Source organism: Burkholderia sp. HMSC10F09 (assembly GCF_001806955.1).
In the GTDB taxonomy this organism is placed as follows: domain Bacteria; phylum Pseudomonadota; class Gammaproteobacteria; order Burkholderiales; family Burkholderiaceae; genus Burkholderia; species Burkholderia multivorans.
In genome coordinates, this window is the sequence record NZ_KV786925.1 from 1 (window position 1) to 12,309 (window position 12,309).

13 protein-coding genes are annotated in these 12,309 nt (G+C 64.7%); 7 read left to right on the forward strand and 6 right to left on the reverse strand.

Annotated elements, in window-relative coordinates; genetic code table 11:
• From HMPREF3115_RS27190 to HMPREF3115_RS27200, 3 genes are all read left to right on the forward strand, one after another.
• Positions 1-356, forward strand: a 356-nt coding sequence (locus tag HMPREF3115_RS27190) for an energy transducer TonB (RefSeq protein ID WP_141751747.1), incomplete at its 5' end; no start/stop codon positions are given.
• A 35-nt stretch (positions 357-391) separates the two neighbouring features.
• A complete protein-coding gene (locus tag HMPREF3115_RS27195) occupies positions 392-1,123 on the forward strand; it encodes a MotA/TolQ/ExbB proton channel family protein (RefSeq protein ID WP_006407936.1) in 732 nt (243 codons plus the stop codon).
• 14 nt (positions 1,124-1,137) lie between these two features.
• Entirely contained in the window at positions 1,138-1,569 is a 432-nt protein-coding gene (locus tag HMPREF3115_RS27200) for an ExbD/TolR family protein (RefSeq protein ID WP_006402040.1), read from the forward strand.
• Positions 1,570-1,904: 335 nt separating this feature from the next.
• On the opposite strand, the gene HMPREF3115_RS27205 is transcribed toward HMPREF3115_RS27200, so the two are convergent.
• The gene (locus tag HMPREF3115_RS27205) at positions 1,905-2,879 is read right to left on the reverse strand and encodes a LysR family transcriptional regulator (protein WP_006407935.1); all 975 of its coding nucleotides are present in this window, start codon (positions 2,877-2,879) and stop codon (positions 1,905-1,907) included.
• 121 nt (positions 2,880-3,000) lie between these two features.
• Between HMPREF3115_RS27205 and HMPREF3115_RS27210 the strand changes: the two genes are divergently transcribed.
• From HMPREF3115_RS27210 to hemP, 3 genes are all read left to right on the forward strand, one after another.
• A complete protein-coding gene (locus tag HMPREF3115_RS27210) occupies positions 3,001-3,873 on the forward strand; it encodes a pirin family protein (protein WP_070556901.1) in 873 nt (290 codons plus the stop codon).
• Between the two features lie 105 nt (positions 3,874-3,978).
• Positions 3,979-4,461 carry an SRPBCC family protein gene (locus HMPREF3115_RS27215; RefSeq protein ID WP_070556902.1) on the forward strand — a complete coding sequence of 161 codons (483 nt, stop codon included), beginning with the start codon at positions 3,979-3,981 and terminating at the stop codon, positions 4,459-4,461.
• A 138-nt stretch (positions 4,462-4,599) separates the two neighbouring features.
• Positions 4,600-4,845: a hemin uptake protein HemP gene (hemP, locus tag HMPREF3115_RS27220; protein WP_006402044.1), complete on the forward strand. Its 246-nt coding sequence runs from the start codon at positions 4,600-4,602 to the stop codon at positions 4,843-4,845.
• Positions 4,846-5,136: 291 nt separating this feature from the next.
• On the opposite strand, the gene HMPREF3115_RS27225 is transcribed toward hemP, so the two are convergent.
• From HMPREF3115_RS27225 to uvrB, 5 genes are all read right to left on the reverse strand, one after another.
• Positions 5,137-6,534, reverse strand: coding sequence for a 4Fe-4S binding protein (locus HMPREF3115_RS27225; protein ID WP_006407932.1), 1,398 nt, complete (start codon positions 6,532-6,534; stop codon positions 5,137-5,139).
• Positions 6,531-7,373, reverse strand: a complete 843-nt coding sequence (locus HMPREF3115_RS27230) for an FTR1 family iron permease (protein ID WP_006409594.1) — start codon at positions 7,371-7,373, stop codon at positions 6,531-6,533. Before HMPREF3115_RS27230 ends, HMPREF3115_RS27225 begins: the two co-directional genes overlap by 4 nt.
• A 55-nt stretch (positions 7,374-7,428) precedes the next feature.
• Positions 7,429-7,761 carry a cupredoxin domain-containing protein gene (locus HMPREF3115_RS27235; protein WP_006407930.1) on the reverse strand — a complete coding sequence of 111 codons (333 nt, stop codon included), beginning with the start codon at positions 7,759-7,761 and terminating at the stop codon, positions 7,429-7,431.
• A gap of 51 nt (positions 7,762-7,812) precedes the next feature.
• Entirely contained in the window at positions 7,813-8,364 is a 552-nt protein-coding gene (locus HMPREF3115_RS27240; RefSeq protein WP_006407929.1) for an iron transporter, read from the reverse strand.
• A gap of 220 nt (positions 8,365-8,584) precedes the next feature.
• Complete coding sequence (gene uvrB / locus HMPREF3115_RS27245; protein ID WP_006402050.1) at positions 8,585-10,675, reverse strand: excinuclease ABC subunit UvrB; 2,091 nt, start codon at positions 10,673-10,675, stop codon at positions 8,585-8,587.
• Positions 10,676-10,915: 240 nt separating this feature from the next.
• Between uvrB and HMPREF3115_RS27250 the strand changes: the two genes are divergently transcribed.
• Complete coding sequence (locus HMPREF3115_RS27250) at positions 10,916-12,115, forward strand: amino acid aminotransferase (protein ID WP_006407927.1); 1,200 nt, start codon at positions 10,916-10,918, stop codon at positions 12,113-12,115.
• The last annotated feature ends 194 nt before the right edge of the window (positions 12,116-12,309 follow it).

The window sequence follows — 12,309 nt, forward strand, 5'->3', positions numbered from 1 at the left end:
CCGCCGCGCCGGCCGCGGCAGCGCCCGCTCCCGCACCGGCGCCGGGCCCCGCCCGCGAAACGATGCAGGTCAGCGCGCCGAAGAACGTGCCTACGCTGCAGTGCTCGTTCGTGAAGCCCGACTACCCGGCAATGTCGCGCCGTCGTGGCGAAACGGGCACCGCGTACGTGCACTTCGTCGTCGGCGTGACGGGGAAGATCGAAAGCATCGAATTGCAGAAGAGCAGTGGCTATCCGCGTCTCGACGAAGCCGCGCTCGACGCGATGCGCGCGACCACCTGCCGTCCGTATATCGAAAACGGCCAGGCGATCCGCGCCGCTCGCACGCAGCCCTACAACTTCGGGCTCACCGATTAACCAGCCTTATCCGGAAAGATTCAAGGGAAACAAAAATGCAAAGCTACGGTATCGCGCACGTCTGGGCGCAAGGTGATTTCGTGACGCGCGCCATTGCGATCACGCTGCTCGTGATGTCGATCCTGTCGTGGATCGTGATCGTCGTGAAGGGCTGGAACGTGGTGCGGCTGAACCGCCTGACGAAAAATGCGGAGCAAGGCTTTTGGCATTCGGACGACTTCGAGGACGGCATCAAGAAGCTCGGCCTTGCTGCGTCGACGCCGGCCGACAATCCGTTCCTGGCGCTTGCGCTGTCGGGCAAGGAAGCGGCCGATCACCACCATCAGACGCAGCCGCATCTGCATGACCGCATGGACGTGTCCGACTGGGTCACGCGCTGCCTGAAGGACACGATGGACGAAGGCATCGCCCGCATGCAGAGCGGCCTCGCCATCCTCGCATCGATCGGTAGCACGGCGCCGTTCGTCGGCCTGTTCGGTACGGTCTGGGGCATCTATCACGCACTGCTCGCGATCGGCATGACGGGCCAGACGTCGATCGATCAGGTCGCGGGCCCGGTCGGCGAATCGCTGATCATGACGGCATTCGGCCTGTTCGTCGCGATCCCGGCCGTGCTCGGCTACAACGCGCTCACGCGGGCGAACAAGGGCATCGTCAGCAAGCTGCGCCGCTTCGCGCACGGCCTGCACGCCTATTTCGTGACGGGCGAGCGTCTCGCATCGTCGTCGGATCGCAGCGGCCTGCGTCTCGCCGCGCGCGCCAGCTGAAGCGGGGGCGAACCATGGCAATGAATACCGGCTTCGGCGACGATGACGACGACGGCGTGATGAGCGAGATCAACATGACGCCGCTCGTCGACGTCATGCTGGTCCTGCTGATCATTTTCCTCGTGACGATTCCGGCCATGCAGCATGCGGTGAAGATCGATCTGCCGCGCGCAAGCAGTCAGCCCGTCGACGAGAAACCGCAGACGGTCGACGTCGCGATCCAGGGCGACGGCACGATCCTGTGGAACGACCATACGGTTACGCGCGACCAGTTGCAGGCGCGCATCGCGGAAGCGGCGCAGCATCAACCGCAACCGGAACTGCATCTGCGTGCGGACCGCAAGGTCGCATACGAGCGCGTGGCCGAGGTGATGTCCGACGCGCAGGCAGGCGGCCTGACGAAGCTCGGCTTCGTGACGGAACCGGGCGCGAAAGTGAAGAAGTAACGAAGCGCGCCGCACAAAGTAAAAGGCCTTCATCGCCAGATGAAGGCCTTTTTTCATGCGCACGCGGGCGCCTTCGGGCGGCGGGCTCTTCGGCGGTATCGGTTGCGCCTCGAGCAACGCAAATGCGACTACCGTGGTCTGCACGGGTTGCGCGTTCTGCCCTATCTGGCTCGCAACATATGCGGCCACCTGATTCCGCTCAGAACTTCCTTCGCGAAATGGGATTTCAATATAGGCCTGCCCGCATCGGCATTCAAGTGCCTGTCGATTGAAACTTGCGATTGCCGGCGACGCTTCAATGACAAAACAAATCCGCCGCCTTGCGCGTGCGAGGCTCAGCTCGCCGCAACGTCCGCGGCCGCATCCTTCTTCGCGCGCTCGGGGCAGCTGGGCTGCTTGTATTCGCCGTGATCGAGCTTCTCCACCAGGTAGTCGACGAATGCGCGCACCGCAGGCGGCATCCCCTGTCGCGATACGAACACCGCGTACAGCTGCGGGACCGGCAACGTCCAACCGGGCATCACCGGCGACAATTGGCCGGCGCGCAACGCATTGCCGTACATCATCTCCGGCAGCGCCGCGATGCCGAGACCGTCGAGCACCGCCTCGCGAATCGTCATCAGGTCGGCCGTCACGAGGCGCGGATCGTGTTCGTGCACGTGACGCGTGCCGTCCGGCGCGATCAGGTTGAACACGTGCCGCCCGTCGACGCTCGGCGTATCGAGCGTTTCGAAATGCGCGAGATCTTCCGGCACGAGCGGCGGCGCATTCTGGCTCAACAGGCTCGGCGCGCCGACCAGCATCTGCTCGGTACGCCAAAGCGGCCGCACGACGATGTTCGCGTTCTGCGGCGGCTCGGACCGAACGCGCAGCGCGACGTCGATCGAATCCTCGAACAGGTCGATCACGCGATTCGTCACACGGATGTGCACCTTCACTTCGGGATAACGATGCAGGAATTCCGGCAGGATCCGCGACAGCATCGTCTGCGACAGCGTGACCGGCACGCTGACGCGCACGGACCCGCGCGGCGACGCACGCAGCTGCTGCACCGCGTTCATGGCCGCCTGCGCCTCGGCCAGCATCGCCTGGCAGTGCTGGTAGAACAGCTCGCCGGCCTCCGTGAGCGCCAACTTGCGTGTCGAACGCTGCAGCAGCCGGACGCCGAGGGCGCCCTCGAGCTCCGTCAGGCGCCGCGACAGCCGCGATTTCGAGATGCCGAGGACGCGCTCCGCCGCGGAAAAACCGCCGTGCTCGACGACCTGCGAAAAGTACATCAGGTCGTTCAGGTTATGTGCATCGATGTTCATGTCATCGTTCCAATTTCAGAACAATCCATTGCGGGTCACCGCAAATTCCCAGGCAAATCGGTCCATATAATAGCGTAGTGTTTCAAAAATAATGCTATTCCGTTGATTCGAGGGCTTCCCCATGACGACCGCTCGTTCGCTTGACCGCATCTACCCCGCCGTTCGGACGACCGAAGGCGGCGGCTTCGTGGTTCACCGCCCGTTCCCGACGCGTCAGCTGATGGACTTCGATCCATTCCTGCTGCTCGACGAAATGGGTCCCGTCGACTACGCGCCCGGCGAGGCGAAAGGCGCGCCCGACCATCCGCACCGCGGCTTCGAAACCGTCACGTACGTGCTCGAGGGGCGGTTCCGTCATCGCGACTCGGCCGGCCATGCTGGCACGCTCGGGCCCGGCGACGTGCAATGGATGACGGCCGGCTCGGGCGTCGTGCACAGCGAGATGCCGGACCCCGAGTTCGCGCGAAGCGGCGGCCGCTCTCACGGCTTTCAGCTGTGGGTCAACCTGCCGCGCCGCGACAAGCTGATCGCGCCGCGCTACCAGGAAATGCCGGCCGACCGCATTCCGATCGCGACGTCGCCGGACGGGCGCGCACACGTGCGCGTGATTGCCGGCGAAGCGTTCGGTGCGCGTGCGGCGATCGAGACGCGCACGCCGATCCTGTACCAGCACTTCACGCTTCAACCCGGCGCGACGGTCACGCAAGCGGTGCCGGCCGGCTATCGCGTGTTCGCCTATCCGATCGAAGGAACGGGCCGCTACGGGCCTGAGGCGCAAGCTGTCGACGCACGTCACATGATCGTGTTCGGCGACGACGGCGATACGGTCACGTTCGCCGCCGGCGACACGTCGCTCGACCTGCTGCTGATCGGCGGTACACCGCTGAACGAGCCGATCGTGCGCTACGGCCCGTTCGTGATGAATACCGAAGAAGAGATTCGGCAGGCCGTCGTCGATTATCAGACCGGTCGCATGGGATGCATCGAAGCGTGATGCGTACGGATGGGACGCGGGTGCCGCGAAGCCGCGCGTTTTGCGTCACAATGACTTCCTGACTTGAACCACACGGCGTCCCGCCACAAGAAGGAAACCGTCCCCTTGAACTTCGAACACCTGATCCAGATCAACACCGACGATCCGGCCATCCCGACCCTCACGCGCGACCAGCTGTGGGAGGGCCTCGTGCTGCGCGCGGAGCAGCCGCAGCTGTTCGTGATCGGCCTCGATAGCTGCGTCGTTCGCGAGCGCACCGCGACCACGCTGGAGCGCGAACTGCATTACGGTCACGCGGTCGTGCGCGACCGCGTGACTTTCACGCCGAATCAGCAGGTCCGCTACGACATTCACGCGGCCGACGGCGAAATCGGCGGCTCGCTGACGATGACGATCGAGGAACGCGACGATCATGAGCTGTTCCTGCGTTTCGAATACCGGACGACGCTGACCGTCACCGACGACAGCGAGGAAGCGCGGCAGACGCACGGCATCGTGAAGGAAGCGTATCGCACCTCGGACATCGATACGGTGCGCCTGATCCGCGAATACACGCAGGGACGCAAGGACCCGGATCCGCTGCACTGACACGGGCGGCGGCGTGCTCGCCGCCGTTTGCTTCAAGCTATCGACCCCGCTTCCCCGATCAATAAAGAGTTTTTGTAAATGGGAATAGTTATCATTTAGAATTCATTCCATCGTATCGACAGTCACCGATCAAACCGAATGACCGACACCATGCGCCCGACTACGCTGACCTTGCGCCGCACCGCCGGCACTGCAGGCGGCAGCCGTCAGAAGACGGCGGCGGTTACCGCTCCGGCGAAGCCTGCCGGCAACCGCGACAGCGGCACACGGGTCGTCAGCAGCGACGCGCTGCTGCAAGGTCACAGCCACATCAGCATTGCGCACAACGGCGAAACGTATCAGTTGCGCGCAACGCGGCTCGGCAAGCTGATCCTGACGAAGTAACGACAGAGTATTGTGGGGACCACCTCCCTGAGAGGTGTTGGGCATTAGCCAGCGCAACGGCTTGCACGCGAGATCTAGACCCCTTCGTGCAAACACACTCAAGCAGCCGTTGCAGCAAGCCAAGCCACTTTTTTGGTTCTCACGCGGCAACAAAAAAGCGACACGTCCTTCGACGTGTCGCTTTTTATTTGTGCTCTCGGATGCGCTCGCGCGGGAATCGAAAATCCATGAAGGCAGACCGAGCGCCGTTCGACGATCGGCCGCTGTGGCCGACGCGATTCGCGCAGCCGCTCAGAAACCCCAGAACATCAGCCACCACGCGCTATCGATCACCGCCAGCGCGGCGGCAAACCACGCGAAAGCCGCGAGCCGGCGCGGCCACGCCGCGTAGCGGCCCGTCACCTTCCATGCGAGCCAGGCGCTCCACGCGTTTGCGCCGACCAGAATCGCAATCCGCACATCGGCCGCCCAGCCGAGCGGCACATGTTCGGCGCGCAGCAGCGACAACGTTGTCGCCGACAACCCGAGGAACACGCCCGCACCCGCGATCGGAATCAACGCCTGCGCGAGATGATGGAGCCGGACGCGATCGAAGCGGCCGAGCATCAGCGTCGCGCCGGCCAGCAGCACGAGCAGCGCCGTACCGTATACGAGGCCCGTGCCCACGATGTAGCTGACGATCAGCCCGCCGTCGAGCCACGAGAACACGTCGTTGCGGTCCGGATAGTGCGTCAGCAGGAACCACGGCGCGTTGGTCTCGAGCGGCCACGTGATGTCGTGATCGATCAGCCAACCGGCAAGCCACTGCTTGATCTGCACGAACCACGGACTGACCGTCCAGTGGAACGCACCGATCGCAACGCCGAGCAGACCGTAGAGGATCAGCGCGGTATCCCAAGGATTCGCCTGCTGCGCGCCGAGATTGACGACTTCATCGGACGGCGAGCGCCACGACAACGCGATCGCGTCGCGATGCCCGCTGCAGCGGCCGCACATGTGACAGGCGGCGGCGCCCTTCATGTTGCGCAGCGGCACGAGCGGCGCGCAGTTGATCGGAATCACGCGGTGCCCATGCTCGCCGTTCTTGTACGAGCGGCGCCACGCTTCCTCGTCGACCTTGTAGCGCATCGGCGCGAGCCGAGCGAGCAGCCCGAACACGCCGTTGACGGGGCACAGGTATTTGCACCACACGCGCTTCTCGCGACCGTATAGCAGCCCGATCACGATGGCGGCGGCCGTCGAGCCGCCGAGGACGAGCAGCACGGCAAGCGGATACTGATACACGCTGACCATCTGGCCGTAGATCGTCGTGATCCCGAACGCGACGAACGGCCAGCCGCCCCACCGCATCCAGCGCGGGATGGCGCGCCCGCGGCCGAAGCGGCTTGCATACTCGGCCAGCGCGCCCTCGGGACACAGCACGCCGCACCAGACGCGGCCGAGCATCACCATCGACAGCAGCACGAACGGCCACCAGATGCCCCAGAACACGAATTCCGCAGCGAGCGTCAGGTTGCTCCAGAGATGCGCGGAATCGTCCGGCAGCGGCGTGATCGCCGGCACGATGATCAGGAACGCATAGACGGCGACGACGACCCACTGGATGCCGCGAATCAGCGCCCCGTGGCGCTGCATCCAGTGGCCGGCCTGCGCGAGCCGGCCCGGCTTTGCTGCTGCGACGACGCTCATGCCGCGCGACCCGCTGCGACGGCCGGGCGACGGCTCGCACGCTTCATCAGCAGCCAGACCACCGCCCAGTACAGCGCATAGGCGATCAGGTTCGTCAGCGCCGGGTGCGCGCGATAACCGGTCAGCGTCGCGACGAGCGAGCCGAACGTGCCGGAATCGTCGAGGATCGCCGACGTATCCCACACCTGCGAGATGCCGAGCGGCAGAATTTCCTTGTCGATCAGCTTGTCGACGCCGGTCTCGAACAGGCCCGCGCCGAGGAACAGCAGCATCACTTCGGTCACGCGGAAGAAGTGCCGCCACGAGAAGTACTTGCCGCCGAGCTGCAGCAGGTAAAAGGTCAGGAACGCGAGGCCCAGGCCGATCACGACCGCGAGCATCTGGCTGCCGTCGACATGGCCTGACTGGCCGAAGCCGAGGCCGTACAGGAAGATCACCGTCTCGCTGCCTTCACGGGCGATCGCAAGCGCGACCAGCACCGCGACGCCCCACCAGTTCGAATCGCGCGTGCTTTGCTGGAGCGACTGCTCCATGTCGCGCTTCAGCGTGCGTCCGTGCCGGCGCATCCACAACACCATCTGCACGATCAGCACGCAGGCGATCAGCACCATCGCGGTCTGGAAATAGTCCTGCGCGTCGCCCGACAGCACTTCGGTGAACCCGACGAGCGCGGCGCCGAGGCCGACCGCCATCAGCAGGCCCACGACGACGCCGGTCCACAGGAAAGGCAGGCCGCGGCGCGCGTCGGCGTCGCCGTTCTTCAGCCATGCATACAGAATGCCGACGACGAGCAGCGCTTCGACGCTCTCCCGCCAGACGATGAACAAGATCTGACCCATCGATACCTCCTGACGTGCGAGCGGCGCATCCGCGCGCCAGCACGCAGACAAAACGTTACTTCGCGACGATCACGCCCTGCGCCTGCTGGTGGAAATCGTCGAAAAACTTGTATTCGCCCGGCGACAGCGGGGCGACGACCACGAACGAATCGGCACCCGGCGCGAGCACCTTCTCCTTGCGCAGTTGCACGCTCTCGAATTCGGCGGCGCCCTTGCCGGTGTTCTTGATCTCGATCTTGAAACGCTGGCCGGCCGGGACTTCGATCCGGGCCGGATTCAGCTTGCCGTCCGCCATCTCGAGCTTGAACGTCGGCAGATCGGCTGCGTACGTCGCGCCGGCGAGCCACATTGCGGCAACGGCGGCGACGATTTTCTGGGGAAATTTCATCGTGGGTTCTCTGCGCCGACGGCGCGCCTGAAGCGCGCCGTCCGTGACCGATCAATACCCGCCCTTCTTGCCGATGCCGGCGAACGGGAAGTCGTATTCGAGCGTGATCGGCTTGAACCACGGGCCGACACCGGTTTCCTTGTCGACGTGGCGGCCGAACGCCATGTGGCCCGACTGCATCGGCGGCTTCACCATCAACGTGAGGTGGTACTTGCCCGGGCCGTTCAGCTTCACGTTGTCGCCGTAGTGCGGGCCGTCGCTCGCAACCATGCCCATCAGGTCGCCCTCGGCCTTCCACTTCGTGTCGCCCTGCTTCGTCAGCTTGTACGAGACCTGCAGATACGGCATCCAGTCGCCTTCCGCGAAGCCGGTCGGGTTGTTCTTCACCGCGTGGATGTCGGCTTCCAGATGGATGTCGGAATCGGACGCCTTGCGCATCATCCCTTCCGGATCCATCGTGATCGGCTGCAGATAGACGGCGCCGATTTCCATGCCGCCCTGAATCTGCTGCTTGCCGATCGGATATTCCGCAGCGCAAACCGACATCGCGGCCAGTGCCGCCGCCACCGCCACCGACGTGCGGATAAACGAAGAACCCAACATGGACACTCCTTGTTTTTGTCTGACAACACGTGCGAAACGCCCGGCCGGACGGCTCGCTGGAAACACTAACGCAACGAAGAACGTTAATGCGAACAATTCTCAATAATTGCGCAGTGTAGCACCGAACCGGTTTCCGAACAAACCGGAACGGCGGCAAACCCCTGATGCGACAAGGCTTACACGGCCGTTACCGGCAGGTTTCAGCGGTGTTGGGAAAAATTTACCGGCCGCCGCTCACGTGATCGCCGACATTCGCGCCGAACACGCGCTCACGCAGCAGCGCAAGCTGATCGCGCGTCGCGGCCGCCTTTTCGAATTCGAGGTTCTTCGCGTAATCGGCCATCTGCTTCTCGAGGCGCTTGATTTCCTTCGCGAGCTGCTTCTCCGACATGTCCTCGAATTTCGCGCGCTGCTGCGCTTCCTTCAGTTCGGCGCGCGCGTCGTCCGCGTTGTAGACGCCGTCGATGATGTCCTTGATGCGCTTGACCACGCCGCGCGGCGTGATGCCCATCTTCTCGTTGTACGCGATCTGCTTCGCGCGGCGCCGCTCGGTCTCGCCGATCGCGCGCTTCATCGACTCGGTCATCGTGTCCGCGTACAGGATCGCCTTGCCGTTCACGTTGCGCGCCGCGCGCCCGATCGTCTGGATCAGCGAACGCTCGGCGCGCAGGAAGCCCTCCTTGTCCGCGTCGAGGATCGCGACGAGCGACACCTCGGGGATGTCGAGCCCTTCGCGCAGCAGGTTGATCCCGACCAGCACGTCGAACGTGCCGAGCCGCAGGTCGCGGATGATTTCCACGCGCTCGACCGTGTCGATGTCGCTGTGCAGATAGCGCACCTTGATGCCGTGATCGGCGAGGAACTCGGTCAGCTGCTCGGCCATCCGCTTCGTCAGCACGGTGATCAGCACACGCTCGCCGGCCTTCACGCGTGCGTTGATTTCGGTCAGCACGTCGTCGACCTGCGAACTCGCGGGCCGCACCTCGATTTCCGGATCGACGAGCCCGGTCGGCCGCACGACCTGCTCCGCGATCTGCCCCGTCACGCGCTGCTCGTAGTCGGCCGGCGTCGCCGACACGAACACGACCTGGCGCATCTTGCGCTCGAACTCGTGGAACTTCAGCGGGCGGTTGTCGAGCGCCGACGGCAGCCGGAACCCGTAATTCACGAGGTTTTCCTTGCGCGCGCGGTCGCCGTTGTACATGCCGTTCAGCTGGCCGATCAGCACGTGCGATTCGTCGAGCAGCATCAGCGCGTCGGGCGGCAGGTAGTCGACGAGCGTCGGCGGCGGCTCGCCGGGCGCCGCGCCCGAAAAATGCCGCGAGTAGTTCTCGATGCCCTTGCAGAAGCCGAGCTCCTGCAGCATCTCGAGGTCGAAACGCGTGCGCTGCTCGAGACGCTGCGCTTCGACGAGCTTGCCTTCGCGGTGGAAGAATTCGAGCCGCTCGCGCAGCTCCTCCTTGATCGTCTCGACCGCGCGCATCACGGTGTCGCGCGGCGTCACGTAGTGCGACGACGGATACACGGTGAAGCGCGGGATCTTCTGGCGCACGCGCCCCGTCAGCGGGTCGAACAGCTGCAGCGTCTCGACCTCGTCGTCGAACAGCTCGACGCGCACGGCCATCTCCGCGTGTTCGGCCGGGAAGATGTCGATCGTGTCGCCGCGCACGCGGAACGTGCCGCGCTGGAAGTCCTGCTCGTTGCGCGTGTACTGCATCGCGATCAGCCGCGCGATCACGTCGCGCTGGCCGAGCTTGTCGCCGGTGCGCAGGGTCAGGATCATCTGGTGGTATTCGGACGGATTGCCGATACCGTAGATCGCCGACACCGTCGCGACGATCACGACGTCGCGGCGCTCCATCAGGCTCTTCGTCGCCGACAGCCGCATCTGCTCGATGTGCTCGTTGATCGACGAGTCCTTCTCGATGAACAGGTCGCGCTGCGGCACGTACGCTTCCGGCTGGTAGTAATCGTAGTACGACACGAAATACTCGACCGCGTTGCGCGGGAAGAACTCGCGGAACTCCGCGTAGAGTTGCGCGGCGAGCGTCTTGTTCGGCGCGAACACGATCGCCGGGCGGCCGAGCCGCGCGATCGTATTCGCCATCGTGAAGGTCTTGCCCGAGCCCGTCACGCCGAGCAGCGTCTGGAATGCGAGACCGTCCTGCACGCCTTCGACGAGCGTGTCGATGGCGGTCGGCTGGTCGCCTGCGGGCGGATACGGCTGATAGAGCTGGAACGGCGACCCTTCGAACGTCACGAATTTGGATTCGTCGAGCGTGTCGCCGATTTCGGCATGGTGTTCTGACATGGAGTGCAGCCGGTGCGGAGGCAAAAAAACTATTCTAGCGCTTCGCGACGGCGCGATCTGCTGCCGCCTCCCGACACGCCGCGGCCGGCCGACATCGCGATCGGGTACGTCGCTCCGGCGCGAATTCGCTACAATGTCAGGCTGCTGCGCTTCCCGGCGTCGTGCCTGCCCGTGCGGGCGCTGCAGCGTCCGCCTTGCCGGTTGAAAGCCTGACCCTCTTTTTACTACTGCCGAATCATCATGTCGCTCTTCTCCGCTGTCCAGCTTGCTCCCCGCGACCCGATCCTGGGCCTGAACGAAGCCTTCAACGCCGATACGCGTCCGACCAAGGTCAATCTCGGCGTCGGCGTCTACACGAACGAAGACGGCAAGATTCCGCTGCTGCGCGCGGTTCGTGAAGCGGAAAAGGCACGCGTCGACGCCGGCCTGCCGCGCGGCTATCTGCCGATCGACGGCATCGCCGCGTACGACGCGGCCGTGCAGAAGCTGCTGCTCGGCAACGATTCGCCGCTGATCGCCGCGGGCCGCGTGGTCACCGCGCAGGCGCTGGGCGGCACGGGCGCACTGAAGATCGGCGCCGATTTCCTGCGCACCGTGAACCCGAACGTGAAGGTCGCGATCAGCGATCCGAGCTGGGAAAACCACCGTGCGCTGTTCGAAGCGGCCGGTTTCGAGGTCGTCGCGTATCCGTACTACGACGCGGCCACCAACGGCGTGAACTTCGAAGGCATGCTGTCGGCGCTGAACGGCTATGCGCCGGGCACGATCGTCGTGCTGCACGCGTGCTGCCACAACCCGACCGGCGTGGATCTGACCGAAGCGCAATGGCAGCAGGTCGTCGACGTCGTCAAGGCGCGCAACCTCGTGCCGTTCCTCGACATCGCGTATCAGGGCTTCGGCGAAAGCATCGAGGCCGATGCCGCGGCCGTGCGTCTGTTCGCGGCAGCCGATCTGAACGCGTTCGTTTCGTCGTCGTTCTCGAAGTCGTTCTCGCTGTACGGCGAGCGCGTCGGCGCGCTGTCGATCATCACGTCGAGCAAGGACGAAGCCGCGCGCGTGCTGTCGCAGCTCAAGCGCGTGATCCGCACGAACTATTCGAACCCGCCGACGCATGGCGGTGCCGTGGTTGCTGCAGTGCTCGCGTCGCCGGAACTGCATGCTGCGTGGGTGCAGGAACTCGGCGAAATGCGCGATCGCATCCGCGCGATGCGCAATGGTCTCGTCGAGCGCCTGAAGGCGAGCGGCGTCGATCGCGACTTCAGCTTCATCAACGCACAGCGCGGGATGTTCTCGTATTCGGGTCTGACCGCCGCGCAAGTCGATCGTCTGCGCGAAGAGTTCGGCATTTACGCCGTCGCAACGGGCCGGATCTGCGTCGCGGCGCTGAACACGCGTAACCTCGACGTCGTCGCGAACGCCGTCGCGGCCGTGCTGAAGTAAAGCGGCAGCGCGGCAGCGGTCGTCGCTGCCCGCCGCTCGGCCGAAACGAAAAACGCGCTCTCCGGAGCGCGTTTTTTTTATGCCATTCGCTGTCGCGCGCGCGGCAATGCGCGCAGCGGCGCTCGCTTTACTGCATATACCAGCCGTGGCTGACGACCACCGACTGACCGGTCAGCGCCGCGCTCGGGAACGCC

Coding starts and splice junctions, on each gene's coding strand:
- hemP (WP_006402044.1), top strand. CDS start 4,600: ATGACCGACACCATGCGCCCGACTACGCTGACCTTGCGCCGCACCGCC.
- HMPREF3115_RS27210 (WP_070556901.1), top strand. CDS start 3,001: ATGACGACCGCTCGTTCGCTTGACCGCATCTACCCCGCCGTTCGGACG.
- HMPREF3115_RS27240 (WP_006407929.1), bottom strand. CDS start 8,364: ATGTTGGGTTCTTCGTTTATCCGCACGTCGGTGGCGGTGGCGGCGGCA.
- HMPREF3115_RS27205 (WP_006407935.1), bottom strand. CDS start 2,879: ATGAACATCGATGCACATAACCTGAACGACCTGATGTACTTTTCGCAG.
- HMPREF3115_RS27250 (WP_006407927.1), top strand. CDS start 10,916: ATGTCGCTCTTCTCCGCTGTCCAGCTTGCTCCCCGCGACCCGATCCTG.
- HMPREF3115_RS27235 (WP_006407930.1), bottom strand. CDS start 7,761: ATGAAATTTCCCCAGAAAATCGTCGCCGCCGTTGCCGCAATGTGGCTC.
- HMPREF3115_RS27200 (WP_006402040.1), top strand. CDS start 1,138: ATGGCAATGAATACCGGCTTCGGCGACGATGACGACGACGGCGTGATG.
- HMPREF3115_RS27225 (WP_006407932.1), bottom strand. CDS start 6,534: ATGAGCGTCGTCGCAGCAGCAAAGCCGGGCCGGCTCGCGCAGGCCGGC.
- HMPREF3115_RS27195 (WP_006407936.1), top strand. CDS start 392: ATGCAAAGCTACGGTATCGCGCACGTCTGGGCGCAAGGTGATTTCGTG.
- uvrB (WP_006402050.1), bottom strand. CDS start 10,675: ATGTCAGAACACCATGCCGAAATCGGCGACACGCTCGACGAATCCAAA.
- HMPREF3115_RS27230 (WP_006409594.1), bottom strand. CDS start 7,373: ATGGGTCAGATCTTGTTCATCGTCTGGCGGGAGAGCGTCGAAGCGCTG.